Origin of the sequence: Arenimonas soli, assembly GCF_014643775.1 — a bacterium.
Taxonomy (GTDB): domain Bacteria; phylum Pseudomonadota; class Gammaproteobacteria; order Xanthomonadales; family Xanthomonadaceae; genus Arenimonas; species Arenimonas soli.
In genome coordinates this window covers 149,263-173,289 of record NZ_BMKC01000003.1, presented here as the reverse complement: position 1 = coordinate 173,289, position 24,027 = coordinate 149,263, and the positions used below count along the sequence as shown (strand labels likewise).

The window sequence follows — 24,027 nt, the reverse complement described above, 5'->3', positions numbered from 1 at the left end:
GCCATGTCCGGCCCGGACTTCATCCCCGCCGCGGTGCGCGCCCGGCTGCGCGACCTGCGCCTGGAAGGGCGCCGGGCCACGGGCGGCCATGGTTTCGGCCAGCACCGCAGCCGCAGCCGCGGCGCCGGCCTGGAGTTCGCGCAGTACCGCGCCTACGAACCGGGCGACGAGCTGCGCCAGGTGGACTGGAAGCTCTACGCCCGCTCCGACCGCTTCTTCGTGCGCGAAGCCGAACGCGACAGCCCGCTCACCGCCTGGGTGCTGGTCGACACCAGCGCGTCCATGGCGCAGACCGACGCCGCGCGCCCCGGCTGGAGCCGCCTCGACCTGGCCCGCGGCCTGGCCGCCTGCGTTTTCGAACTGGCGCTGCGCCAGGGCGACCAGTTCGGCCTGGCCGCGGTCGGCGGCGACGGCCTGCGCCTGGTGCCCGCCGGCGCCGGCCCGCGCCATCGCGACCGCTGCCTGCTGGAACTGCACGGCCTGCGCGCCGGCGGCACCTGGCCCGCCGAATCCACGCTGCGCCCGCTCTGGGAACGCCTGGGCGCCGGCCACCTGGTGCTGGTGCTGGGCGATGACTTCGACGAGGCCAGCGTTGCGCTGATGGAAAAACTCGCCGCCGCCCGCCGCGAAGTCCTGAACCTGCAGCTGCTCACCGCCGAAGAACGCGACTTCCCCTTCCGCGGCGGCCATCGTTTCCGCGATCCCGAAACCGGGCAGGAACTGGTCGGTGATGCGCCCGCCGCCCGCGCCTCGTTCCTGGCCGAATTCGGCGCCGCGCGCCGGGCCCTGCACGCGCGCCTGGCCGCCGCCGGCATCCGCAGCGAAACCGCCTGGCTGGACGAACCCATGGACCTGCCGCTGCGCCGGCTGCTGGCGCCCGGCGCCGCGGAGCGCGCATGAGCTTCGGCCTCGCCTTCCCGCTTGGCCTGCTGGCCCTGCTCGGACTGGTGCTGCCGCTGCTGGTGCACCTGGCGCGGCGCGAGCAGCAGCAGCCGACGATGTTCGCCGCGCTGCGCTGGCTGCGCGCCGTGCGCCGCCCGCGGCAGAAGCTGCGCCTCGAACAATGGCTGCTGCTGGCCCTGCGCCTGCTGCTGGTCGCGGGTCTTGCGCTGCTGCTGGCCGCGCCCTGGTTCCTGCGCGACGAAGGCGGCGGTGCACGCGTGCTGGTGCACCCCGCGTTGGCGCCGCCTGAAACCGAGGCTGGGGCCGATGTGCGCTGGCTGGCGCCGGCATTCCCGCGTATCGACACCCCGGCGCCGGAGCCGCGCCAGCCGGTAGCCAGCCTGCTGCGCCAGGCCGATGCCGAACTCGCGACGGGCCGTCCCCTGGTCGTGCACGTGCCGGTGATCATCGACGGCGCCGACGGTGAACGCCCGCGGCTTTCGCGCGCGGTGCAATGGATCGTCAAAGCCTCGCCGTCGGTCACCGACGCGATGCCGACTGCAGCCTTGCCTGCGGTGATGGTGATCCGCCATGCACCGGACCTGGCCGGGCAGGCGCGCTGGCTGGCGGCGACGCAGACGGCCTGGTTCGCCGCGGCGCAGCAGACCGAAGCACAGCCGGACATCGCCCCGCTGGATGCGCCCTGGCCCGAGGACACGAAACTGCTGGCCTGGCTGGCCGCCGACGAAGTGCCCGAATCGCTGATGGCCTTCGCGAACGACGGCGGCACGATCCTGCTTGGCGACACCACGGCCTGGCCGCTGGCGGCACCCGCCGAAGCCGTTTGGCGCGGTGAAAGTGGTGAACTCCTTCTGGGTGCCGCCCGCCACGGACAAGGCCGGCTGCTGCAGTTTGCGGCGCCACTGGATCCCGCGACCTTCCCCGAACTGCTCGACGCCCGCTTCCCGCAGTGGCTGCAGGCACGGCTGCAGGCGCCGCCCCCGGCGCCGACGCGTGTCGATGCCCAGGCTTACGCGCCCCTGGCCGGCGCCGCCGCTTACGCGCCGCCGAACCAGCCGCTGGCGCCCTGGCTGGCGGTGGTGCTGGCCGCGCTGTTCCTGGTGGAACGCTGGCTTGCCGCCGGCCTGGCCCCGCGGAGGCCGGCGTGATCGCGCGCCTGCGCGAAGCCCGGCGCGGCGTGGCGATGCGCCTCGCGTTCGCCGCGCTGCTGTTGCTGCTGCCCTTGCTGCTGGCTACGGCAGCCTGGGGAGTGCGCCTGCAGTCGCCGCTGCCCGCCGGCCTGGCCGCCGCGGCCCTGGCGCTGCTGGCCTTCGTCGGGTGGCGGCAACAGCACGCGCGGCACGACACGCGCTGGCTGGCGCGCCGGCTCAACGCCGACCCGCGCTGGCAGGACAGCGCCGACCTGCTGTTCGCCGATCCGGCCACGCTGGGCCCGCTGCAGCAGCTGCAGCGCGAACGCCTGGCGCAGCAGCTGGCCAGGCAGCCCGCGCCCGACCTGCGGCCGGCCTGGCCGGGCCGCGCCCTGCTGGCCAGCTTGCTGCTGGGCGCGGCCCTGGTGCTGGCGGCGCAGTATTGGCCCGCCGCTTCGACGCCGGCACCGGCACAGCCGCGCACTGCAAGCCACGCCAGCGAAATCGAGGCCACCGAGGTGGCGCTGGTCGAAGCCAGCGTCGACGTGCAGCCACCCGACTACACCGCCCTGCCCGCCCGCACCGAAACGGCGCTGTCGCTGCAGGCCGCGGAGGGTTCGCGCCTGCGCTGGCGCCTGCGTTTTTCCCCGCAGCCCGAGGCCGTAGTGCTGCGCTGGCACGACGGCGGCGAACTGGCACTGCAGCGCGAAGGCGAACACTGGACGGGGGAACACACGCTTGTGCGCTCCGTGCTTTACCGCGTCGCGGTCGCCGCGCCGCTGCCGCTGGCGAAAGACGACCTGCACCGCCTCGACGCCATCACCGACCAGCCGCCGGTCATCCGCGTGGTCACGCCCGAGCGCCCGCTGACCCTGCGCGAAGACGGCCAGCGCACCTGGCCGCTGGACTTCGAGGCCAGCGACGACCACGGCCTGGGCGCGGCCCGCCTGCACATCACCCTGGCCCAGGGCACCGGCGAACAGGTGACGGTGAGCGAACGCAGCCTGGCGCTGCGCGGCGAAGGCGAAAACAAACAACGCCGCTACCGGCATGCGCTCGACCTGGCCGCACTGGGCCTGGCCGAAGGCGACGACCTGATCGTGCGCCTGGACGTCACCGACAACTGCACGCCAAAGCCGCAGGCCAGCCGCAGCCCCAGCCTGATCCTGCGCTGGCCGATGCGGCCGGCGACCGAAGCCACCGGCATGGAAGGCCTGGTGAAAAAAACCCTGCCGGCCTACTTCCGCAGCCAGCGCCAGATCATCCTGGACATCGAGGCCCTCATTCCGCAGCGGCCGCGGCTGGCGGCCGACGAGTTCGTGTCGCGCTCGGACGCCATCGGCTTCGACCAGCGCATCCTGCGCATGCGCTACGGCCAGTTCCTGGGCGAAGAAAACGAAGGCCAGCCCGAAGCACCGCCCGGCCTGGATGGCGAACACAGCGAAGACGACGGCCACGACCACGGCCCGGAAAGCGACGCGCCGCTGGGCACGGCGATCAGCGTGCTCGAGGACTACGGCCACACCCACGACGACGCCGAAGCCGCCACGCTGCTCGACCCGCAGACCCGCGCGCTGCTCAGGCAGGCGCTGGGCGAGATGTGGTCCTCGGAAGGCGAGCTGCGCCAGGGCCAGCCGCAGCGCGCGCTGCCGCACGCCTACCGCGCGCTGGAGTTCATCAAGCAGGTGCAGCAGGCCAGCCGCATCTACCTGGCGCGCGTGGGCCTGGAGCTGCCGCCGATTGATGAAAGCCGGCGCATGACCGGCAAGCGCGAAGGCATCACCGACCGGCGCGACGGACTGCAGCCTGCCCAGACGCCAGACTCGCCGGTGCCCGGCCTTTGGTTGGCGCTGGCAGATGAAGGCAGCACGCCCGAGCTCGAACCCATGAGCACGTGGCTGGAAACAAACGCCGACCGCCTCGAAGACCCACTGTCCCTGGTGGCCGCCATCGAAACCCTGCGTGCGCAGCCCGACTGCGCCGACTGCCGCCAGCGCCTGCGCGCCTTGCTGTGGCCGCTGCTGCCCTCGCCGGTGGCCGGCGTGGCCGAACGCCCGGAACCCGACGCGTCCGGCCAGGCGTACCTCGACGCGCTGTCGGCGGAGGGCCAGCCATGACGCCCGCGACGTCCGTGCTGGGGCTGCTGGGGCTGGCCGTCGTATTGTCCGGCGCACGCCTGGCCTGGCGCGTGTCCGTCAAGTCGCTGCCGGCGGGCGTGGCCACGCTGCGCTTTATCGGCCAGTGCCTGGTCGCCGGCCTGCTGTGGTTCGCGCTGTTCCCACCGCCGGTGGCCGCGCCGGCAAGCACGCTGGTGGTGCTGGCCCCGGGCGCCGGCGAGCTGCCCGCCGCGCAGCCCGGCGAAGTCCGCGTGGCCTTGCCGGGTGCGATGCCCGGTGCGGACGTGGAACGTGTGCCCGACCTGGGCACGGCGCTGCGTCGTCATCCCGCGTTCGGCGCGGTACGGGTGCACGGCCATGGGCTTCCCGCCCGCGACCTCGACGTGGCCGCCGGACTGCCGCTGGCCTTCGAACCCACGCCGCTGCCCGAAGGCCTGCTTTCGCTCGACCTGCCGGCGACGGCCATGCAGGGCCAGTCCTTCACCGTGCGCGGTCGCTTGCAGGTCCCGGCCGGCAGCAAGGTGGAACTGCGCGACCCGCGCGGCGAAATCCTCGCCACGACCACTCCCGGCGACGACGGCAGCTTCGCGACGACGGCCCAGGCCGGCCCGGCCGGCCCCACGCCCTTCAGCCTGCGCTGGCTGGCTGCGGACGACACGCTGCTCGGCGAAGAAATCCTGCGGCTCGACGTCACCGCCCCTGCCCGTCCGCGCCTGCTCGCGCTCGCCGGCGGCCCCGGTCCGGAGCTCAAATACATCCGCCGCTGGGCGGTGGACGCCGGCCTGGGCCTGCACACCGTCATCGACCTGGGCGGTGGCGTGCAGCTCGGCGACCGCCCGCTGCCCATCAACGCCGCCACGCTGGCGGAGTTCGACCTGGTGCTGCTGGACGAACGCGCCTGGCGCCAGCTCGGCCCGGCCGGCCGCGGCCGGCTGCGCGAGGCGGTGCGCGAAGGCCTGGGCCTGCTGCTGCGGGTCACCGGCCGGCTGACGGCGAACGACCTGGCAACACTTCGCGAGTGGGGCCTGGACCTGGAGGATTCAGAGGCCGTGCGCAGCCTGCGCTGGCCGGATACGCGGGGCGCCGACGCCGCCGCGGCAGCCACCAACCCCGCGCCCCTGCTGTCGCGCCGACCGCTGCGCCTGTCCGCGCGCGATGGCCGCCCCCTGCACCTGGCGCCCGACGGCGAAACGCTGGTGGCCTGGCGCAACGAAGGCCGCGGCCGGGTCGGCGCGACCCTTCTTTCCGACAGCTACCGCTGGTGGCTGTCCGGCCGGCAGGCGGCCTTCGGCCAGCATTGGGCCACCACCGTGCAGACGCTGGCGCGTGCGCATGGCGAAAACACCCCCGCTGCGCCCGATGCTGCCTGGCGGGGCGAGCGCACGATGTTTTGCGGTCTGTCGGAAGGCGACCAGGTGACCGACCCCGACGGCAACCGGATCACCCTGGCCATCGACCCCGCCAGCGGCGCGGCGGCGTGCGCGGGTTATTGGCCGGCCACGGCAGGTGTGCACCAACTCCGGCGCGGCGTTTCCACCCTGCCCTTGTTCGTGCGTGATCCGGACGATTACCCGGCGATGGTCGCCGCCGGGCGCCAGGCGGCAACCAGGGCCCTGGCCGCGCAGGCCCCCGCCGTCGAACCCGCGCCCCACGAACAACCCGGCCCGCGCTGGCCGTGGTGGCTGGCCTGGCTGCTGGCGAGCACCTTGCTCTGGCTGTACGAACGCCGCCCACCCTCCGCGCAGTAACGCGCCCGGGCGCTCCTACAAATCCCGCTGGGCCAGTTCCGCCGCCAGCTCCGGCGACACACCGGGAATCTTCGACCAATCCACCCGGTCGATCTGCTCGGCCGGCAGGAAGCGCTCGGCGTATTCCAGGTACACCTTCTCGCGCAGGAACACGTCGAACAGGTCCGGGTCCACGTGGTGGTCGAGCTTCATGCGGCCCAGGATGGTCAGCGATTCGCTGAGCGTCTTGCCGGGTTTGTAGGGCCGGTCGCTGGCGGTCAGGGCCTCGAAGATGTCGGCGATGCCCATCACCCGCGCCTGCACGCTCATCTGTTCGCGGGTCAGGCCGCGCGGATAACCCTTGCCGTCCATGCGCTCGTGGTGGCCGCCGGCGTACTCGGGCACGTTGCGCAGGTGCTTGGGCCAGGGCAGCGCCTCGAGCAGGCGGATGGTCATGGTGATGTGGTGGTTGATGATCTCGCGCTCGGCATTGTTGAGCGTGCCGCGGCGGATGCACAGGTTGTCGAGTTCTTCGGCCGACAGGAAGGGCAGTTCGCTGCCGTCGGGACCGCGCCAGGTGTGGGCGGCGATGCGCTGCAGCGCGGCGATCCGGTCGTCGCTCATGAACTCGCCGCCGGTATTGGCCTGGCGCACCGCTTCGCGGTCGGCATCTAGCTGGGCCAGGCGTGATTCGTAGGCGGCCTGGTCGATCTCCCCCTTGAGCAGGGCGATCTCGGCGTCGCGCCGCAGCACCTCGAAGCGCGTGTCCACCAGTTCGATGCGGTCGAACAGGGTCTGCAGCTTGGTGGCCTTGTCGACCACGTGCACCGGCGTGGTGATCTTGCCGCAGTCGTGCAGCAGGCCGGCGATCTTGAGCTCGTAGCGGTCGGCTTCGGACATGTCGAAGTCGGCCAGCGGGCCCGCCTTGGTGCGCGCCACGGCGTCGGCCAGCAGCGTGGTCAGCGCCGGCACGCGTTCGCAGTGGCCGCCGGTGTAGGGCGACTTTTCATCGATGGCGGTGTTGATCAGGTTGATCAGGGCCTCGAACAGGGTTTCGAGCTGGTCGATCAGCCGCCGGTTGTTGAGCGCGATCGCCGCCTGCGAGGCCAGGGATTCCACCAGCTGCTGGATCGCCGGTTCGAAGGCCAGGATGGCGCCGTCCGGCCCCTTGGCGTTGATCAGCTGCAGCACGCCGATGACGTGGCCGTCGTGGTCCTTCATCGGCACCGTCAGGAAGGACTGCGAGCGGTAGCCGGTTTTCGCGTCGAAGGCGCGGGTGCCGGAGAAGTCGTAACCCTCGGCGGTGTAGGCGTCGGCGATGTTGATGGTCTTGCCCGACAGCGCCGCGTGCACCACCACCATCGAATCGTTGCCGCTGCCGTCCTCGCGGTGCAGCGGGATCGGCGGGAAGTGGATGGGCTTGCCGTGGCGGCCGCCCATGAAATAACCCAGCGAGTCGTTGCGCAGCACCTCGAAGCGCAGGCTGTCGCCTTCGCGCAGGTAGAGCGTGCCACCGTCGGCGTCGGCGAAGTCGCGGGCGGCTTCCAGGATGCGTTCGAGCAGGGTCGCCAGGTCGCGCTCGTGCGACAGCGCGACGCCGATGGCGTTTAGGGTCTCGAGGCGGCTGAGGATTTCGGATTCGCTGGTCACGGCGGCGGCCGGCTTGGGTTCGGCCGCCAACATGACGCCAAATGCACCGGCACGCAATCCGCGCGCCTTGGTCCGGCCGGCGCCGTCAGCGCCAGCCGGCGTCGCGCGCGGCGCGCTCCTGGTCCGCGTCCAGCGGCTCGTCGGACAGGCGCGCCTGGACTTCCGCGAGCACGGCTTCGGGCAGCGCGCCGGCGGCCTGGCGCAGCTCGCCCCGGGGCGCGGGATCCGAGCCCACGAGCACGGGAACCTGCCAGTCGCCGCCGGCATCACGGCAGGCCAGGCCGGCCAGGTCACGGTCGCCTTCGATGCGGAAACTGCGGCAGTAACTTCCGTCGCGGCTTCGGAAGCTCAGCCCGATGCGCACGCTTCCAGCCGGCTCGGCGGCCAGGCGCGATTCAAGCGATTCGGCCAGGTCACCCCGCGCCACCAGGCCGCCAGGGCTGGCTTCGAACGGCCCGGTAGGTGGCCGCAGCGCGAACTGCGACACGGCGATGCCCAGCACCAGGGCCGCGGCCAGGGCCGCCCATTGCGGCAGCGCCCAGCGGCGCCGCGGTGGCGCGGTTGGCGCCGGAACGATCGATGCCGGCCTTCCACGGGCAATCGCGAGCAGATGCGGTGGCACGGGTTCGTCCAGCACCGGGTCGTAGGCCTGCCGCAGCCGGGCACGCATCTGCATGGCGGTGTCCACCGTCGCCGCAACGGCGGGATCGGCGGCCATCGCGGCCTCGACGCGCGCCACGCCGTCCGGATCGAGCTCTCCGTCGACATATGCCATCAGTTCGTCGTCGGCCGGCTTCATGCGCCCACCCCGGCGGCTCCGCCCAGCAGCGACTGCAGCGCCTCGCGGCCACGCGCCAGGCGGCTGGTCAGCGTGCCGATCGGCACGTCCATGGCCTGGGCCGCTTCGCGGTAGGACAGGCCTTCGATCAGTACAAGTGCTATCGCCATGCGTTGTTCCTCCGGCAGGCGGGCCAGCGCCGATTGCACCGACAGCGCCAGGTCCTGGCCCTCGAATGGTGTTTCACCCACGCCGGCCCCGTGCTCCTCCGGTGCGAAGATCCGTTGGCCAAGCTGCCTGGACCGCAGTTCGTCGATCCAGGCGTTGCGCACGATGCCAAACACCCAGGCATCCAGGCGCGTACCCGGCCGCCACTGCGCCGCGCGGGCCAGCGCCCGCTCCAGCGCCATCTGCACCAGGTCGTCGGCGTCGGCGCGGTTGCCCGCCAGGGTGCGGGCGAACCGGCGCAGGCGCGGCAACAAGGCACACAGTTCCTGGTTGAAATTCATGCCGGTGTCAGTGACGGTCATGTCTGATTACGTCCCGGAGGGGCGTTTTATTCCCGCGGCCTGCTTCAGGGCAGTGCGGCCGGATGCTAGCACCGCCGCGGATCAAACCGCCCCGCCCGGACGTAGGCCCTTCACATGCTCCGATTCCTGCCGCTGCTGCTGGTCCTGCTGTTGTCGCCGTCCCGGGCGGCGGCGCTTGGCGTGCCGCTGCCCCGGCTACCCGCCAACCTTCCGCCCCCCGTGCAGCAAACCCTGGAGCAAACCGGGCGTGAGGTGCGCCGCCTGCGCGAACGCACGCTCCTGCGCGAACATCGACGCTGGCTGGAGGCCGACCCGCGGGGCGCGCCCGCGGTGCGCAGCGAAGTGGTTGCGATCGCGCCGGACGCGGCGCCACTGGCGCGGGCGCAGGCCGCGGGGTTCCAGGTGGTGCGTGAGTCACGCCTGGCGCCGCTGGACTTGCGCATCGTGGTCCTTCGCGCGCCCGATGGCATGCGCGTCCGCACCGCATTGCGACGCCTGGCGCGCATCGATCCGGACGGGCAATACGACTACAACCATATCTACCTGGGTTCCGGCACCCTCGGGGGTGTTCCCGGCGAGACGTCCCCGCACGGTTCCCGGCAAGCCGTCGCGGGCGTCCGCGTGGGCCTGGTGGACGGCGGCGTGGATGCGTCGCACCCCCTGCTGGCGGGAGTCGCGGTGCAGCAATGGGGCTGCCGGGGAAACGGCCAGCCCGAAGCCCACGGCACGGCGGTCGCTTCCCTGCTGGCCGGCGACGCCAGCGGCGGGGCCCGCGGCGGCGAGCTGTTCGCCGCCGACATCTACTGCGGCGAGCCCACCGGCGGGTCCGTCACCTCGCTGGCGGAAGCGTTTGCCTGGTTGGCGCGGGAGCGCGTTGCCGTCATCAACCTCAGCCTGGTGGGCCCGCCCAACCAACTGCTTGAATCGCTCGTGGGCGCCATGCAGCAGCGCGGTCACGTGCTGGTGGCGGCGGTCGGCAACGACGGTCCGGCGGCACGGCCGCTCTATCCGGCGGCCTACCCCGGCGTTATCGGCGTGACGGCAGTTGACGTGCGCGACCGCCTGCTGCCCGAAGCGGTGCGCGGCGACGCCGTCGACTTCGCCGCGCCGGGAAGTGATCTCTGGGCCGCACGGCCGGGCGGTGATCGCACACCGGTCCGCGGCACGTCCTTCGCGGCCCCGCTGGTGGCCCGCCTGGCGGCCGCCGAAGTCCGGTCGCCAAGCCCCGGGGCGACCGGGCGCGTGATGCAGCGCCTGGCCAGCCGTGCCCGGGACCTCGGCCCGCGGGGCCGCGACCCGCGATTCGGCCACGGCCTGCTTTCGGCCGATGCGCGTGCGGCCTGGGCCACGCGCATGAACGAAGATTGAACTCAGCCCGACGCCGCGGAAGAAATCCGGGCGCCGGGTCGTAAGTCCCCTTGAAGCCGCAGATGGCCTGCGGCATCCAAGGAGACCGCCATGAACACCAAGCTGATCACCACCGCCGTCTTCGCCGCGCTGTTCTCCGCCAGCCCGATGGTGCACGCGCAATCGCTCGTCGGCGGTGCCACCGGCACCGTGCGGGGTGCGGTCGGCGTCGGGCCGGGAGGCCTTGCCGGCCAGGACCCGATCGGCCGCCTGGGCGCACGCGACACCGTGAACGGCGTGCAGCGCGAAGTGCGCGGCAGCCTCGCCGAGCGCCGTGCCGAGCTGCGCGAACTTCGCCGCCAGCAGCGTGCCGAGCGCGCGGCCGCCGAAGCCGCCGCCGAGGCGGCGGCAGCCGCCCGCGCCAATGACGAGCATGACGCCCGTTTGCTGGCAGGTGCCGGCTCGATGCTCGGCGCCAGCAACGACCAGGCCCAGGGCACGGGTTCGCTGGCCGGCGCCGCCACGGGCCAGGCGCAGGACGACGGTGCCTCACTGGCCGGCACGCTCGACGGTGCGCTGTCGCTTGAACGCCAGGCGATGCCGCCGGCGGACGGCGGGCAGCCGGATGACGGCGAAGCCGGCGACGAAGCCTCCGAGGTCGCCGAACCCGATGCCCCGCGCGCCCGTGCCCGCGGCGAAGCGGACGCGAATGCCGACGCCTCCGCATCGCGCCGGGGCGCGTCGGCCGGCGCATCGGCTTCGGCCCGCGGCGAAGCGGAGGTCGAGCGCTGACGGCGGCAGCGCAAGCCACTGACCGCTCCGACCAATGTTTCTGGGTTTGCGGCGGCATCGCCTATCCTCGGGCGATGCCGCCCGCACTCGAACTACCCACCACCCTGGCCTACGCCCGCGGCGCCTACACCGCCACGGCGCGTCTGGGCGAACACGCCGACCCCGCCCAGCTGATCCTCGACACCGGCAGCAGCACCCTGGTTGTGCGCCCCCACGCCTATCGGGCCGAACGGGATGGCCTGCTGGCGGCCACGCCCTGGGTGCAGGAAATCCGCTACGGCGGCGGCGCCTGGGCCGGCCCGGTGCTGAAATCGCGGCTGGCCTTCGGCCACGGCCACCACGCCCGCGCCATTGATGACGCGCTGTTCGCCTGCTGCGAAACCGACGATGCCCTGTTCCAGGGTGCCGACGGCCTCTGGGGACTGGCCTACCGCGACCTGGATCCGGCCTGGGACGTGTCCCCGCTGCTTGTCCAGCAAGGGCACGCCCCACCCCTGAGCTGGCCCTGGCCCTACGAGCAGGGCCATGCGCTCGACCTGACCCGGTTCCAGGACTTCCTGCGCCACCAGCCGCGCACTCACCTGAAGCCCGCGTTCACCGCGCTGGAGGAGGAGGGCGTGGTGCGCAACCGTTTCGCGCTGGCGACCAGCCGGGCGGTGGTGCATGTCACGCACGGGGACCCCTCGGTCGCCGCCCTCCAGGCCGACCCGCTCAACCGCGGCGCCCTGGTGCTGGGCGGCGGCACCGAACAACAACACCTCTACCGCGGCAGCTTCCAGGACGTCCGCGTCGTGCACGACCTGTACTACAACGCGAACCTGCGCGCCGTGCGCGTCAGCGGCGGCAACCCGATCCCGGTGCCGCCGCTGGACACATCGCGGGTCGCCGCGATGGGCAGCAACGCCATGCTCGACACCGGCTGCAGTTACCTGGCGCTCGAAGCCGGCACCTATGCGGCGGTGATGGCAGCACTGGCCGCGCACGACCCGCGCTTTCCCGATCTCGTGGCGCGGGCCCAGCAGGCCATCGTCCGCGGCGAGGGGCTGCCCAACGACGCAGTGGATCCCCGGCACTGGCCCGACCTGAATTTCATCCTGGAGGCTCCTTCCGGGGGGAACAGCGAGCTACGGGTGCCGGCATCGCACTATTGGCAGCACAATGCGCATCGCCCCGGGCAGTGCCTGTGCCTGCTGGCCGCGCCGTTACCGCACTTCACCGGGCAGTCCCTGCTGGGCCTACCCCTGTTCGCGGGTCGTTATGCCATCTTTGACCGAAGCGGCGGCAGCGGGCTGGGTACGGTTCGCTTCGCGACTGCGAGGAGTTCAATGACGTGAGCTTGCTGACCACCCGGCGTTTGCGACTGCGTCTGATCGAGCCTGCAGACGAGGCGCTTTACGTACGCCTCTACACCGACCCGGAAACGCTTGAGCGCATCGGGCCTCCGCAGACGGTCGAACGCGCAAGGGCCGGGTTTCTCACGTCCCTGGCGCGCGATCACGGCCGCTGGCCCCTGTGGGTAATGGTTCGCCTGCAGGACGAGGCGCACATCGGCCTGGTTGGCTTGGACATCGACACGGACCGCGTCGCTGAAATCGGGGCAATCTGTCCGCCCGCCTTCCAGGGCCAGGGCTACGCCCGGGAAGCGGCCATGACCGTGGTCCGCCACGCCTTCCTGGGGATTGGCCTGGACCGCGTGGAAGCCCGCCATGTGGCGGACCACCCGCTGGTCGAGGCCGTCATGAGGGGCATGGGCTTCCATCCCGCAGCGGCGGGTCCGCCACCGCATCCCCGCCGCTGGACGCTGTCGCGCGAACAGTGGAAGGCACAAGAGGGCGACAAGGTGCACGCCTTGGGCTAATGTCCGCGGGTGAATCCATTGGTTTCGGGGAACATGGGGAAGCAAGGAAGTCTCGCCTGCGTGGGCCTGGGCATGATGCTGGGCGCCCACCTCACGCCACGCGCCCTCGGCCGGATCGAGCAGGCCGACGTCGTTTTCGTGGCGGTCTCCGACCCCCTCGTCGAACAATGGGTGCAAGGCATGCATCCCGATGTCAGAAGCCTCCAGCCCCTGTATGCCGAGGGCAAGTCCCGGCACGACACCTATCGTGAGATGGCCGCGATGATGCTGGCCGAAGTCCGCGCCGGCAAACGTGTCTGCGGGGTGTTCTACGGGCACCCAGGAGTCTTCGCCCAGGCACCGCATCGCGCCGTAGCCATGGCGCGGGAAGAAGGCTTCGAAGCGTCGATGGAGCCGGGCGTGTCCGCCGAGGATTGTCTCTATGCCGACCTGGGCATCGATCCGGGCGAGTTCGGCTGCCAGCATTACGAAGCCAGCCAGCTGATGTTCTACCGGCGGCGCCTCGACACCAGCGCCTACCTGGTCATCTGGCAGCCGGGCGTGGCCGGTGACCGCAGCTATCGGCGGTTCTCGACCCCGGCTTCGCACAGGAAGCTGCTGGTTGACCTGCTTGCCGTGGACTATCCGTTGGACCACGAGTGTACGATCTACGAGGCGGCGACCCTGCCGATCCAGACACCTCGAATTGAACGTACATCCTTGGGGAGCCTGGCGGACGCCAGGTTGGATGCGCAGTCCACCTTGGTGCTGCCGCCCTGCAAGCCCTTACGGCGCAACGAAGCGCTGCTCGAGCGCCTGGCGGCAATCGATTCACCTGCTTGATGCGTCACTGGACCACCACTGAAAAATGGGGAGTGTTGAAATGAACAACGTGATCGCTTTTCTCGAACGAATGGGCCGCAACCCATCCTTGGCGCAGCTGCCAGCCGCCGAACTCGCTTCCGAAGCCCGGGACCTGGGTCTCGACGACGCGCCGCTGCAGGCCCTGCTCGACCGGGATGCGGACGCCCTAAACGGGCTGCTCGGCGGCCGGCACAAGATGATGTGCATGCTGTTCCCCGCCGAAGGCGATGACCAGAAGAAGCAGGACGACGAGCAGGAAGACAGTGAGCAGCCGGACGACGACGACCGCAAGGAATCCATCCAACGCAACGGTCGGCACTGACACCGCCGCCGGTTTTCCGACCATGCGTGGTCTGATTGCCCGCCTGGTGATGGCGGCGGCGCTGGTTGCGCCGCTGCCCTCATTCGCGTCGCCTGCGTTCGAGGCGATGCTGAGCCAGGCCGAGGCTGTGCGAAGTTCCGACCCCGCGCGGTTCGACCAACTGATCGGCCAGCTCAATGCCAGCCTGGGCGCCGCAAGCCCCAGGCAGCGGGAGCTGCTGGAATACCTCAAGGCCTACCAGCTCATCTATACCGGCAGGCATGACCTGGGCATTGCCGCAGCCGAAAGGCTCTTCCAGGAGAGCGCCGATGCCGGAATCCGGTTCCGCGCCGGGGCCCTGCTGATCCACCCCTACGGGTCGCGGCGCGATTTCGCCGAAGCCCTTCGCTACATGAACGAGACCAAGGAGCTGGAGGGCGAGATCCAGGACCCGGCCGTGCTCGAACACCTCTGGGCGGCCGCGGGCGGCCTCCTCAACCAGGTTGGTCGTTTCGAGGACGGGCTACGATATGCCGAGCTCCTTCGCACGAGCTCGTCCAGCCCCCGGACGCGCTGCTTCGGTGGCGCACTCGCGCTCGAGAGCTGGTTCAACCTTGAACAACTCGAAAGCCGCGACGAAGAAATCGAAGCCGTCACCCGCGAATGCTTGGACGCGGGCGAGCCGCTTTTCGCCAGTTTCGCCCGGACGTATCGGGCCCGGCACATGGCGACCGCCGGGGATCGCAATGAAGCCGCGGTCTATCTCAACCGTTACCTCGCCGACATCGAATCCACGCGCTTCCCGCGGGTCATCGCCGACGCCCACTCCGTGCTGGCGGAAATAAACATCGCCGCCGGAGATTACGCCGCCGCCGAGCGCCACGCCCGCCGGATCATCGCCTTGGGCGCGCCGGTCGCCAATAGCCCGCCACTGGTGGCCGCGCACCGCATCCTCTACGAATCGGCACTGCAGCGCGGCGACAATGCCGCGGCGCTGGCGCACCACATCAATTACGCTGATGCCGACAAGGCCTACCTCAACGAGGTCAAGGCGCGCGCGATGGCCTACCAGGAAATCACCAGCGAATCGCGCCAGAAGAACCAGACCATCGAATTGCTCAACCGGCAGAACGAAGTGCTGGCCCTGGAGCAGAAGGTAGCCACGCAGGAGGCGCGCAACACCCAGCTGCTCGTCGTGCTGCTGGCGCTGCTGCTGGGGACGATCGCGCTCTGGGCCTGGCGCACCAAGAAGGCTCAGATCGTGTTCCGGCGCCTTGCCGAAACCGACGCGCTGACCGGCGTCTCCAACCGCATGCACTTCAGCCACCGGGCCGAAGAGGCCCTGGCGTACTGCCGCAAGGACGGCGAAGAGGCCGGCCTGGTGATGTTCGACCTCGATGAGTTCAAGTCCATCAACGACCGCTTCGGCCATGCCACCGGCGACTGGGTGCTGGTCGAAGTCGCCAAGGTCTGCGCCGACGTGTGCCGCAAGAACGACCGCTTCGGTCGCCTGGGCGGCGAGGAGTTCGCATTCCTGCTCGTCGGCTGCGACCTGCCGTCGTCGGTGGCGTTGGCGCAGTCCTGCCGCAAGCGAATCGCCGCCATCGACACCTCGCCCACCGGCCACGTGTTCAACGTCACCGCCAGTTTCGGCGTCGCGGGCACCCGTGCCAGCGGCTACGACTTCCTCATGCTGCTCAGCCGCGCGGACGACGCCCTTTACCAAGCCAAGAACGCCGGCCGCGACCGTGTACGTACCCACGGCCTTGAAGCCGACACCACCACCGTCGCCGCAACGTAAGCCCGCGACTGCGTCGGCCACGCCGGCGACACCCTGAAAAAACTGCACGGCTTGCCGCAAGGGCTGGCCGACTTTCCTGCGCCCGGGCGTTGCTGGAATTGACGGACGTTCAGCCGCGGGTTGGGGCGATGTCACGGTTTGAAAGGGAACTGTGACCGCCCACGCATGCAAACCGTGTCCGACGGCCGCATTTGGTCGGGAAGTGTGCGCGAAATCCCACAGTAGGCAAGTGTGATCCGTTGCCCATCAATAACTTAGGCCACTTCCTAGACTGCTCTCCAAGGAACACGAAGACCGCCCCCGGTCCGGGTTCCTCCCCCCAGGAGCAGAACGATGAACGCCAAGCGCCTCGCCAAGCCCGCCCTCCTCCTCCGCCTCGCGGCGTGCGCCGCGCTGGCGATGGCCCTCGCCCAGCCCGCCCTCGCCAAGGGTGAGTTCGCGGTCGGCGTCGAAGGTGCGAAGGTCTCGGCGTCGGCGACGCTGCACTTCAAGATCGTGGTGCCCGAGAACGTGCGCTTCGACAGCAAGTCGCTCGGCGTCGAGCAGCAGCGCCGCCAGCCGCACATGCCGCCGGTGCAGCGCCTGGTCGCGATGCACGAAGGCCTGCAGCAGGTCACGCTGGCCACGCCCTGATTCCCACCGCCGGCACCCCGGTCCTGCAATAATCGGGCGGCCCTTCCGGGACCGCCCATGCCGCAAAGCCTCCCCGACACCCACCGCTTCCGCCTGCGCGAGCTGCGCGAGGACGACGCCGCTTTCGCGCTCGCCCTGCTCAACGACCCGGGCTTCCTGGACCACATCGGCGACCGTGGCGTGCGCGACCTGGACCAGGCCCGCGCCTACCTGCGCGACGGCCCCATCGCCAGCTACGCCCGCAACGGCTTCGGCCTGTGGGCGGTCGAGATGAAGAACGACGGACGCCTGGCCGGCATGTGCGGCCTGGTCCGGCGCGACCTGCTGCCGGGGCCCGACCTGGGTTACGCCTTCCTGCCGCCCTGGCGTGGCCAGGGGCTGGCCCGCGAGGCCGCCCGCCTTTGCCTGGACCACGCCTTCGGGCCGCTGGCGCTGCCGCGGGTGCTGGCGATCGTCACCCTCGGCAACGTCGCCTCGCGCCGTTTGCTCGAAACCCTGGGCATGCGCCTGCAGGGTCCGCGAACCCTGGACGGGGAAACCCTGCTGGTTTACGAGATCGACCGTCCGGCGGCGAAAGAATCCGCCGTCGCCGGGTAGTCCGTCGCCGAACGAAAACGGGGCGGGTGCCTGCGCACCCGCCCCGCTGGTTCTGCTTTCGCGCGCGTCACCGCGTCGCGAATCCGGGCCTCAGGCCGCGGAATCCTTCAGCTTCTTGAGCGGACGGATCTTCACCTTGACGGTGGCCGGCTTGGCGGCGAACCACTGCTCTTCCTTGGTGAAGGGGTTGATGCCCTTGCGCTTGGGCTTGGCCGGCACGTTGACCGAAGTGATCTTGAGCAGGCCCGGCAGGGTGAAGCTGCCCGCGCCCTTCTTCGAGACCGAGCCGTGCACGGCGTTCTCGAGCGCGGCCAGCACGGCGCGCACGTCCTTGGAAGCCAGGCCGGTGTTGTCGGCGATGTGCGACACCAGACCGGACTTGGTCAGCGCTTCCTTGATCGGCTTGGGCGCGGCCGGCTTGGCAGCAGCCTTCGGGGCAGCCTTCTTCTTCGCAGCTTTCTTGGTAGCCATTTTTGTTTGTTCCCGTGATTCTGGATGGGTAATTGGGGTGCCTGGGCTTGCCCCGGCCTAGCGAATGTAGGGCAAGTTCAAGTCGCCGCCAAGTGCAAAACCGGTAAAAACACGGGTTTTTTTCGCTACCGGCAGGTCCCGGCGCCCAAAAACCTGCCGCGACCCCCGGCCAGCACGCCGGGAACCGCGGCAGGGCGGGGGGTCTTAAGCCGCCTTGGCCCGCTTAAGGTCGCGCATCTGGTCGTGCATTTTCTTGACCTCGGGCAGGTAGCGCGCGGCCAGCTCGCGCACCTTCGGCGGCTGGTCGCCGTCGAGGGCATCGCGGAAGGCTTCGAGTACGCGGTCTTCCTGCTCTTCGATCGAAGAAATCCAGGCTGCGTCGACGTCCTTGACCATCTTCGATTTCAGCTGGGCGTAGCCCTCGCGGATGCCACCCAGCCAGGTGCCGTCGTTGTCCGGCTCGGCGCCCTGCTTGGACACTTCGGCCTTGAGGTCGGCGGCGATCGCCTTCTTCACCTGCGCCATGTTGAGGAACAGGTCGCGGTAGGCGGGCTGGGCGGTTTCCTTGGCGGCATGCTCGTGGAACTCGATGCCGTCGTTGAGGGCTTCGACCAGGTGGTTGAGGGTGGCGGTGGTCTTGTTGGTCATGGTGTCCTCCTTGGACTTGTCTTCCTTAGGGGTGGAACAGGGGGTGTTCGCGAGTGCGGAGCCGGGGGACTCAGTACTCGTTGTCGACGGCGTCTTCGGCGGCGTCGAGCATGTCTTCGCCGGCTTCCTGGCGACGCTGGGCCGCTTCCTTGGCCGCGTCGTAGTTCGCCTTGGCCTGGTCGTTGCAGGCGTCCTCGGCGTCGCCATCGAGGGCATCGCACTGCTGCTTGGCGATTTCATAGGCGCCTTCGGCCGCGGCAAGCTCAAGGTCCTCGCGCTCGTCGATCGCCTCGTCCATCGAGTCGGCTTCGACGTAGTCCTGGCGGGCTTCGCGGGTGTCTTCGGCAGCCTCGATGCGCGCTTCGGCCACGTCCTCGGCCGTTTCCTGCGGGGTTTCCTGGCAGGCCGCCAGGGCCATCACGATCGCCAGCGGCAGGGCGGTGCGGGTGAACTTGTTCATGCGATAGCTCCATGGTTGGGAATGTCACGGTGCCGTCGGCGCCCACAAGCAGGCGGCGACGACATCGTCATGGAATAGGGAGCAAGGGCCGTGCCAACCGGGCATGGCACGCAGGAACAAGGACTTGCGCAGGTGCGGTGGGCCGCCACCTTGCGATCTGCATGGCCGTGCCTGCAGGCTGCAAGGAAAGTCCGCCGGCCGGGCTATTGAACGCGCGGCAATTCCAGGGTGAAGCAGGCGCCACCAGACGGCGCGGGGTCGTACCAGAGGTCGCCCCCCATCGCGCGCGCCTTTTGCTTGGCCAGCGACAGCCCGAGCCCGGTGGAGCTTTCGCCGCCGGTCGGCTGGCTCGAGAGCTTGGCGAAACGCCGGAACAGCTGGTCCTGTTCGGATTGCGCAATGCCCGGGCCCTGATCGATGACCAGGAAGCGGGCCTTGGCCCCATGCGCAACCGCCTTCACCGTGACCGTGCTGCCGGCGGGTGAATATTTCACCGCATTCGACACCAGGTTCTGCAGCACGTGGCCCAGCGCCAGGCGCTGGCCGCGCACCAGCAGGCCCGGTTCGACCTGCAGGTCCAGGCCCATGCCCTTTTCCTGCGCGTGGTCGGCGTGGGCGTCCACGGCCTCCTGCACCACCTGGGCCGCGGGCAGCGGATCGACGGTTTCACCGCGCGCTTCGCCGGCGGCCTGGTCGAGCACCGCCTGCAGGAACAGAAGGCCGGTGTCGGCGGCGCTGCGGATCGCTTCGACCAGCTTGCCGCCGGCGCGGTCGGCCTGGCGGCTGGCCAGCATGTCGGCCGAGAACAGCACGTTGGTGAAATGGTTGCGCAGGTCGTGCGCGATCAGTTCCAGGCTTTCCTGGCGCTCCTGCGCCAGCCGCTGCACCTGGTCCCGCGCCAGCTTCAGCGCCGTGTGCGCACGCACCCGCGACAGCAGTTCCTCGGGCACGAAGGGCTTCGTGACGTAGTCCACGGCACCGGACGAAAAGGCGCGCACCAGGGAGTCACGCTCGTGGTCGGCGGTGAGGAAGATCACCGGCAGCTCGCGCGTGGCTTCGTTGGCGCGCAGCGCCTCGAGCACGTCGAAGCCGTCCATGCCCGGCATGCGCATGTCCAGCAGCAGCAGGTCGGGCGGGGCGGCGGCGATGCCGGCCAGGGCTTCCTTGCCACTCAGGCAGGGCGCCACGTCGAAGCCGTCGCGGGCAAGCAGGCCGCCGACGGCGCTGACATTGGCCTCCTGGTCGTCGACGACCATGACCAGGGCGGCACGTTCAATGTTCATCGCGGTTTGCCTCCGGATCGGGGCTGTTGGCCAGGAGCAGGCGCATGCTGGTGACGTCGAAGGCGTCCACGGCCTCCTTGAGCTCGCGGGCGAACCCGGCCAGCCGCGGCCAGTCCAGGCGCCCGGCCAGGCCCTCCAGGTGGCCGGCGGCGGCGGCCACTTCGCGCACCCGCAGGTTGCCGCGCATCGCCGGCAGGGTGGCCCGCAGGGCCTTGAGTTCGGCCAGGGCCTCGGCGTCATGCCGCAGCGGGCCCGGGTCGGGCGCGGCCGGCACGTCGGGCGCCGGCGCGGTCGTTTCGGCGTCGTCCCGGCGCGGCGGGAAATGCAGGGCCAGCGCCTCGAACAGGTCGGCCTTGGAATACGGCTTGCGCACGTAGCCATCGAAACGCGCGCGCACCCAGTTTTCGTCTTCGCTCATGCTCGACGCCGTCAGCGCCACCACCGGGATGTCACGCCACCTGGGATTGGCGCGGATGCGCTGCAGGGCCTGGTCGCCGGAAAGCACGGGCATGCGCAGGTCCATCAGCACGATGTCCGCGCCCTTGGCCTTTAGCTGTTCGAGCGCGACCAGGCCGTCGCCCGCCTGCATCACCTGGTGGTGCGATCCGGCGAGATAGGCCACCGCAAGGTCGCGGTTCCAGGCGACGTCGTCCACCACCAGCACCTTCAGCGGCGGCAGCAGGTCGAACTCGATGCGCTGGCTGCGCTCGGGCTGCTGGCTCACCGAATCGGTGCTGATGACCCGCTCGGGAATGTCGAGGCGGAACACCGAGCCTTCGCCCACCGTGCTTTCGGCCGAAAGTTCGCCACCCATCAGCTCCGCCAGGCGGCGCACGATGCTCAGGCCCAGGCCGGTGCCTTCGCGGTTCTTGCCGTCGACGCTGTCGCCCTGTTCGAAGGGTTCGAAGATGACGCCCAGCTGGTGCGGGGGAATGCCGGTGCCGCTGTCGATCACCTCGATGCGCAGGTCGCAGCGGTCCTCGGTCTTGCTGGGATGGCAGCCCACGCGAACGACCACGCCGCCGGTCTCGGTGTATTTCACCGCGTTCGACACCAGGTTGATCAGTACCTGGCGCAGGCGCACCGGGTCCACCATCACCGGCAGCTCCGCCCGGCCGTCGAAGTCCGCCCGCAGGCTGATGCCCTTGTCGGCGCAGGCCTGCTGGAACATGGTCAGGGTCTGGTCGACGATTTCGCGCAGGTCGGTGGCTTCTTCGCGCAGCTCGAGCTTGCCGGCCTCCATCTTCGACAGGTCAAGCACGTCGTTGATGAGCGACAGCAGGGCCTGGCCGCTCTTGCGGATGGAATCGACGTAGGTGGCCTGGCGCGGGTCGAGCGGGGTTTCGGCGATCAGGTTGGTGAAGCCGAAGATGGCGTTCATCGGGGTCCGTATCTCGTGGCTCATGCTGGCCAGGAACACCGACTTGTCCTGGCTGGACTGGCGTGCCTGCTCGGCGCGCAGCTCGAGCCGGAAGGCTTCCTGCGCCTGGCGCTGCATGCGCCGCGTGGCCAGGAAGCCGACCAGGCCCGCCGCCAGCGCCAGCGCATTGGCCACCATCACCGTGGCCCAGTTCTGGCGGATCATTTCGTTGCGCTTGGCGCGGTGCTCGACCAGGCGCGCTTCCTCGTGTGCGGCCAGGTTGTCCATCATCACCTGCATCTCGGCCAGCAGCCGGGCGCCGGTGCCGGCACGCAGGCGCTGCGCCACCCGCAGGTCGGCGGCCGGGTTGCCCTGGGCGGTCATCGCCTTGAGCTGGTGCAGCTCGGAGTAGTAGCGCAGCCGGTCGCCGTTTTTTATCGCCAGCACCTCGACAAGATGCGAGGCGACCGGATCCACCGCGGTCATCGCCTTGAGCCTTTTCAGGCTGGCGTCGAGCTCGCCGAGCACGCTGCGGTATTCGTTGAGGAACTCGGCGCGGCCGGTGATCAGGTAGCGCATGCCGTGCGCCTCGCTGTCGCCGATCTGGCCCCAGTAGGCGCTCACCTGCTGCAGCAGCTGCTGGCTCTCGCTGGTGCGTTCGACGGTCTGTTCGAGCTCTTCGGTGGCGCGCAGCGACAGCAGCGAGGTGCCGGCCAGCACGACCACCGCGAACAGCATCAGCCCGGTGAAGACGCGATAGCGGAAATTGGCTTGTCTTTGCGGCATGTCTGCCTTTCCCCCTGGCGGCGCGGCGGCGCCACCGGTTCAACGATTGATTAGCCAGATGGTGCCGTTGAGCACCAGCGCGAAACTCACCCACAGCACCATCGGAATCTGCAGGTAGCCGGCCAGCGGGCGCACGCGGCCGAAGCTGAGCGTCATCCAGACCGTGGCCGCCCACAGCAGCGAGATATCCACGAAGGCCAGGGCCGGCGATCGCAGGCCGAAGAACAGCGGCGTCCAGGCGAGGTTGAGCGCCGCCGTCAGGCCAAAGCTGACCCAGGACCGGGGGCGCGCGGCATCGGCGGATGGCCCGGGTTCGCGCGCCACCAGCCAGGCGCCCACGCCCAGCAGCACGTAAAGCGTCGTCCAGGCCGGGCCAAAGAGCCAGGAGGGCGGGTTCCAGCTGGGCTTCTTCAGCACCTGGTACCACTCGCCCGGCGGGAACAGCACGCCGATCGACGCGCCGGCCGCGAGCACGATGACCACCCAGGCAAGCAAGGCCACGCCATCGCGCCCGGTCACCGGCCACGGCGGCGGGCCGCTGGCGACGATGGGGGTGCTGCGGTAGACGTGGCGTTCGTACTGCACTTGCCGCTTGCTCCGGTCTTCTGCGCTCACAGCCCGTAGGCCTTGCGCTTGCGGTAAAGGGTCGAGCCGTCGATGCCCAGCGTGCGCGCGGCGGCTTCCAGGGTTTCGGCATGGGCCATGACGGCTTCGATGTGGGCGCGTTCAAGCGTTTCGAGCGATACCGGTGCACCGACGCCCACGCCGCTGCCGGCGCCCGCCGGCGCCGGTTCGCCGCCCAGGGCGAGGTGCTCGGGGCCGATTTGCTCGCCGGTGCACAGGATCACCGCGCGCTCGATCACGTTCTGCAGCTCGCGCACGTTGCCGGGCCAGGCGTAGGCCTGCATGCGCAGCAGCGCCTGCTCCGACAGGTGCCGGGCCGGCAGGTGGTAGCTGTTGGCGTAACGGCGCACGAAACCATTGGCCAGGGCGGCCAGGTCCTCGCGGCGGTCGCGCAGCGGCGGCAGCACGAGGCTGATCACGTTCAGCCGGTAGAGCAGGTCGAGTCGGAAGCTGTTGTCGCGCACCATCGCTTCGAGGTCGCGGTTGGTGGCCGAAATGATGCGGACGTCGGCGCGCCGGGTGTCGGGTTCGCCGATGCGCTCGTATTCCTTGTCCTGCACGAAGCGCAGCAGCTTGGGCTGCAGCGCCAGCGGGAAGTCGCCGACTTCGTCCAGGAACAGCGTGCCGCCATCGGCGTGGCTGGCGCGGCCCTGCGTGCTTTGCGTGGCGCCGGTGAACGATCCCTTGGCGTGGCCGAACAGCTCGCTTTCCAGCAGTTCGGCCGACAGCGAGGGGCAGTTCACCGTGGCGAGGGGCCGGGACGCCCGCGGGCTCCAGCCATGGATGGCATTGGCCAGCACGCCCTTGCCGGTGCCCGATTCGCCCAGCAAAAGCACGTTGGCGTCGGTGCGCGCCACCTGGCGGGCGACGGCCAGTACTTCGGACATCGCCGGGCTGTTCGACTGCAGGGTGCTGGCCTGGCGAGGCTGCTGGCGTTCCAGGGTTTCCAGCCGGCTCAGCAGGTCCAGCGTGTCGAGCTGGCGCGCCACCGCGATGCGCAGCTGCGCCGGCGAACAGGGTTTGACCAGGTAGTCGGCGGCGCCTTCGGCGATCGCGCGCACCGCGTCTTCGACATGCGAATGCGCGGTCACCATGATCACGCGCAGTCCCGGCGCCAGCTCGCGCAGCCGGGGAAGCGCATCCAGGCCCGAATCACCGGCGATGTCACGGTCGAGCAGGCACACGTGGAAGGGCTGGCTGGCGGCCAGCTTCATGCCTTCCTGCAGGCGCGTGGCCGTGTTGACGCGGTAGCCGGCGTCCTCCAGGCACAGGGCGAAGTTCTGCAGCAGCCCGGGGTCGTCGTCGATGGCAAGGATCCGCCCCTGGGGGGCGGCGGGAAGGTTGCTCACGGTTGACTCCAAAGGGTCCGGAAACTTGTCAGCAAGGGA

At 70.3% G+C, this 24,027-nt stretch carries 23 protein-coding genes; 13 read left to right on the top strand and 10 right to left on the bottom strand.

Annotation, left to right across the window (positions count from 1 at the left end; genetic code table 11):
- The first annotated feature begins 3 nt into the window (after positions 1-3).
- The 4 genes from IEX13_RS11395 to IEX13_RS11380 are packed head-to-tail and all read left to right on the top strand — an operon-like array spanning position 4 to position 5,898.
- On the top strand, positions 4-900 hold the full coding sequence (locus IEX13_RS11395; protein WP_188664294.1) for a DUF58 domain-containing protein: 897 nt from the start codon (positions 4-6) through the stop codon (positions 898-900).
- The gene (locus IEX13_RS11390) at positions 897-2,051 is read left to right on the top strand and encodes a BatA domain-containing protein (protein WP_188664292.1); all 1,155 of its coding nucleotides are present in this window, start codon (positions 897-899) and stop codon (positions 2,049-2,051) included. Before IEX13_RS11395 ends, IEX13_RS11390 begins: the two co-directional genes overlap by 4 nt.
- Entirely contained in the window at positions 2,048-4,150 is a 2,103-nt protein-coding gene (locus IEX13_RS11385; protein WP_229668534.1) for a DUF4175 domain-containing protein, read from the top strand. Before IEX13_RS11390 ends, IEX13_RS11385 begins: the two co-directional genes overlap by 4 nt.
- Positions 4,147-5,898, top strand: a complete 1,752-nt coding sequence (locus tag IEX13_RS11380; RefSeq protein ID WP_188664290.1) for a carboxypeptidase regulatory-like domain-containing protein — start codon at positions 4,147-4,149, stop codon at positions 5,896-5,898. The genes IEX13_RS11385 and IEX13_RS11380 overlap by 4 nt, the downstream gene beginning before the upstream one ends.
- 15 nt (positions 5,899-5,913) lie before the next feature.
- On the opposite strand, the gene IEX13_RS11375 is transcribed toward IEX13_RS11380, so the two are convergent.
- The 3 genes from IEX13_RS11375 to IEX13_RS11365 all read right to left on the bottom strand — a co-directional run bounded on the left by IEX13_RS11375 (position 5,914) and on the right by IEX13_RS11365 (position 8,835).
- The gene (locus tag IEX13_RS11375; RefSeq protein WP_229668533.1) at positions 5,914-7,527 is read right to left on the bottom strand and encodes an HD family phosphohydrolase; all 1,614 of its coding nucleotides are present in this window, start codon (positions 7,525-7,527) and stop codon (positions 5,914-5,916) included.
- A gap of 85 nt (positions 7,528-7,612) precedes the next feature.
- Positions 7,613-8,326, bottom strand: a complete 714-nt coding sequence (locus tag IEX13_RS11370) for an anti-sigma factor family protein (protein ID WP_188664286.1) — start codon at positions 8,324-8,326, stop codon at positions 7,613-7,615.
- Positions 8,323-8,835, bottom strand: a complete 513-nt coding sequence (locus IEX13_RS11365; protein WP_229668532.1) for an RNA polymerase sigma factor — start codon at positions 8,833-8,835, stop codon at positions 8,323-8,325. The genes IEX13_RS11370 and IEX13_RS11365 overlap by 4 nt, the downstream gene beginning before the upstream one ends.
- Positions 8,836-8,949: 114 nt before the next feature.
- On the opposite strand from IEX13_RS11365, the gene IEX13_RS11360 reads away from it, so the two are divergent.
- The 9 genes from IEX13_RS11360 (at position 8,950) to IEX13_RS11320 (ending at position 17,007) form a co-directional block, all read left to right on the top strand.
- On the top strand, positions 8,950-10,203 hold the full coding sequence (locus IEX13_RS11360) for a S8 family serine peptidase (RefSeq protein WP_229668531.1): 1,254 nt from the start codon (positions 8,950-8,952) through the stop codon (positions 10,201-10,203).
- Positions 10,204-10,293: 90 nt separating this feature from the next.
- Positions 10,294-10,974: a hypothetical protein gene (locus tag IEX13_RS11355; protein ID WP_188664284.1), complete on the top strand. Its 681-nt coding sequence runs from the start codon at positions 10,294-10,296 to the stop codon at positions 10,972-10,974.
- 74 nt (positions 10,975-11,048) lie between these two features.
- Entirely contained in the window at positions 11,049-12,308 is a 1,260-nt protein-coding gene (locus IEX13_RS11350; RefSeq protein ID WP_188664282.1) for a pepsin-like aspartyl protease, read from the top strand.
- Positions 12,305-12,832, top strand: coding sequence for a GNAT family N-acetyltransferase (locus tag IEX13_RS11345; protein ID WP_188664280.1), 528 nt, complete (start codon positions 12,305-12,307; stop codon positions 12,830-12,832). Before IEX13_RS11350 ends, IEX13_RS11345 begins: the two co-directional genes overlap by 4 nt.
- Before the next feature lie 33 nt (positions 12,833-12,865).
- On the top strand, positions 12,866-13,654 hold the full coding sequence (locus IEX13_RS11340) for an SAM-dependent methyltransferase (RefSeq protein WP_188664279.1): 789 nt from the start codon (positions 12,866-12,868) through the stop codon (positions 13,652-13,654).
- Between the two features lie 40 nt (positions 13,655-13,694).
- Positions 13,695-13,997 carry a hypothetical protein gene (locus IEX13_RS11335; protein ID WP_188664277.1) on the top strand — a complete coding sequence of 101 codons (303 nt, stop codon included), beginning with the start codon at positions 13,695-13,697 and terminating at the stop codon, positions 13,995-13,997.
- A 22-nt stretch (positions 13,998-14,019) separates the two neighbouring features.
- The gene (locus IEX13_RS11330; RefSeq protein WP_188664274.1) at positions 14,020-15,777 is read left to right on the top strand and encodes a GGDEF domain-containing protein; all 1,758 of its coding nucleotides are present in this window, start codon (positions 14,020-14,022) and stop codon (positions 15,775-15,777) included.
- A 333-nt stretch (positions 15,778-16,110) separates the two neighbouring features.
- Complete coding sequence (locus tag IEX13_RS11325; RefSeq protein ID WP_188664273.1) at positions 16,111-16,410, top strand: hypothetical protein; 300 nt, start codon at positions 16,111-16,113, stop codon at positions 16,408-16,410.
- A gap of 57 nt (positions 16,411-16,467) precedes the next feature.
- The gene (locus IEX13_RS11320; RefSeq protein ID WP_188664271.1) at positions 16,468-17,007 is read left to right on the top strand and encodes a GNAT family N-acetyltransferase; all 540 of its coding nucleotides are present in this window, start codon (positions 16,468-16,470) and stop codon (positions 17,005-17,007) included.
- Positions 17,008-17,097: 90 nt separating this feature from the next.
- Here the strand turns inward: IEX13_RS11320 and IEX13_RS11315 are convergent, their stop codons facing one another.
- The 7 genes from IEX13_RS11315 to IEX13_RS11285 all read right to left on the bottom strand — a co-directional run bounded on the left by IEX13_RS11315 (position 17,098) and on the right by IEX13_RS11285 (position 23,988).
- Positions 17,098-17,478, bottom strand: a complete 381-nt coding sequence (locus IEX13_RS11315; protein WP_188664269.1) for an HU family DNA-binding protein — start codon at positions 17,476-17,478, stop codon at positions 17,098-17,100.
- A 204-nt stretch (positions 17,479-17,682) separates the two neighbouring features.
- The gene (locus tag IEX13_RS11310; protein ID WP_188664267.1) at positions 17,683-18,126 is read right to left on the bottom strand and encodes a PA2169 family four-helix-bundle protein; all 444 of its coding nucleotides are present in this window, start codon (positions 18,124-18,126) and stop codon (positions 17,683-17,685) included.
- A 70-nt stretch (positions 18,127-18,196) separates the two neighbouring features.
- Entirely contained in the window at positions 18,197-18,586 is a 390-nt protein-coding gene (locus IEX13_RS11305; RefSeq protein ID WP_188664259.1) for a hypothetical protein, read from the bottom strand.
- Between the two features lie 203 nt (positions 18,587-18,789).
- Positions 18,790-19,869 carry a hybrid sensor histidine kinase/response regulator gene (locus IEX13_RS11300; protein ID WP_188664257.1) on the bottom strand — a complete coding sequence of 360 codons (1,080 nt, stop codon included), beginning with the start codon at positions 19,867-19,869 and terminating at the stop codon, positions 18,790-18,792.
- Positions 19,859-22,015, bottom strand: coding sequence for an ATP-binding protein (locus IEX13_RS11295; protein WP_188664255.1), 2,157 nt, complete (start codon positions 22,013-22,015; stop codon positions 19,859-19,861). Before IEX13_RS11295 ends, IEX13_RS11300 begins: the two co-directional genes overlap by 11 nt.
- 39 nt (positions 22,016-22,054) lie before the next feature.
- Positions 22,055-22,600 carry a TspO/MBR family protein gene (locus tag IEX13_RS11290; protein ID WP_229668530.1) on the bottom strand — a complete coding sequence of 182 codons (546 nt, stop codon included), beginning with the start codon at positions 22,598-22,600 and terminating at the stop codon, positions 22,055-22,057.
- 26 nt (positions 22,601-22,626) lie between these two features.
- Positions 22,627-23,988 (bottom strand): sigma-54-dependent transcriptional regulator, encoded by a 1,362-nt coding sequence (locus tag IEX13_RS11285; RefSeq protein ID WP_229668529.1) that lies wholly within the window; start codon positions 23,986-23,988, stop codon positions 22,627-22,629.
- Between the last annotated feature and the right edge of the window lie 39 nt (positions 23,989-24,027).

What these genes read in the sequence shown, in the direction of transcription:
- IEX13_RS11395 (WP_188664294.1), top strand. Translation starts at nt 4, where the DNA reads ATGTCCGGCCCGGACTTCATCCCCGCCGCGGTGCGCGCCCGGCTGCGC.
- IEX13_RS11390 (WP_188664292.1), top strand. Translation starts at nt 897, where the DNA reads ATGAGCTTCGGCCTCGCCTTCCCGCTTGGCCTGCTGGCCCTGCTCGGA.
- IEX13_RS11380 (WP_188664290.1), top strand. Translation starts at nt 4,147, where the DNA reads ATGACGCCCGCGACGTCCGTGCTGGGGCTGCTGGGGCTGGCCGTCGTA.
- IEX13_RS11370 (WP_188664286.1), bottom strand. Translation starts at nt 8,326, where the DNA reads ATGAAGCCGGCCGACGACGAACTGATGGCATATGTCGACGGAGAGCTC.
- IEX13_RS11365 (WP_229668532.1), bottom strand. Translation starts at nt 8,835, where the DNA reads ATGACCGTCACTGACACCGGCATGAATTTCAACCAGGAACTGTGTGCC.
- IEX13_RS11360 (WP_229668531.1), top strand. Translation starts at nt 8,950, where the DNA reads ATGCTCCGATTCCTGCCGCTGCTGCTGGTCCTGCTGTTGTCGCCGTCC.
- IEX13_RS11355 (WP_188664284.1), top strand. Translation starts at nt 10,294, where the DNA reads ATGAACACCAAGCTGATCACCACCGCCGTCTTCGCCGCGCTGTTCTCC.
- IEX13_RS11350 (WP_188664282.1), top strand. Translation starts at nt 11,049, where the DNA reads ATGCCGCCCGCACTCGAACTACCCACCACCCTGGCCTACGCCCGCGGC.
- IEX13_RS11340 (WP_188664279.1), top strand. Translation starts at nt 12,866, where the DNA reads ATGGGGAAGCAAGGAAGTCTCGCCTGCGTGGGCCTGGGCATGATGCTG.
- IEX13_RS11335 (WP_188664277.1), top strand. Translation starts at nt 13,695, where the DNA reads ATGAACAACGTGATCGCTTTTCTCGAACGAATGGGCCGCAACCCATCC.
- IEX13_RS11330 (WP_188664274.1), top strand. Translation starts at nt 14,020, where the DNA reads ATGCGTGGTCTGATTGCCCGCCTGGTGATGGCGGCGGCGCTGGTTGCG.
- IEX13_RS11325 (WP_188664273.1), top strand. Translation starts at nt 16,111, where the DNA reads ATGAACGCCAAGCGCCTCGCCAAGCCCGCCCTCCTCCTCCGCCTCGCG.
- IEX13_RS11320 (WP_188664271.1), top strand. Translation starts at nt 16,468, where the DNA reads ATGCCGCAAAGCCTCCCCGACACCCACCGCTTCCGCCTGCGCGAGCTG.
- IEX13_RS11315 (WP_188664269.1), bottom strand. Translation starts at nt 17,478, where the DNA reads ATGGCTACCAAGAAAGCTGCGAAGAAGAAGGCTGCCCCGAAGGCTGCT.
- IEX13_RS11310 (WP_188664267.1), bottom strand. Translation starts at nt 18,126, where the DNA reads ATGACCAACAAGACCACCGCCACCCTCAACCACCTGGTCGAAGCCCTC.
- IEX13_RS11305 (WP_188664259.1), bottom strand. Translation starts at nt 18,586, where the DNA reads ATGAACAAGTTCACCCGCACCGCCCTGCCGCTGGCGATCGTGATGGCC.
- IEX13_RS11300 (WP_188664257.1), bottom strand. Translation starts at nt 19,869, where the DNA reads ATGAACATTGAACGTGCCGCCCTGGTCATGGTCGTCGACGACCAGGAG.
- IEX13_RS11295 (WP_188664255.1), bottom strand. Translation starts at nt 22,015, where the DNA reads ATGCCGCAAAGACAAGCCAATTTCCGCTATCGCGTCTTCACCGGGCTG.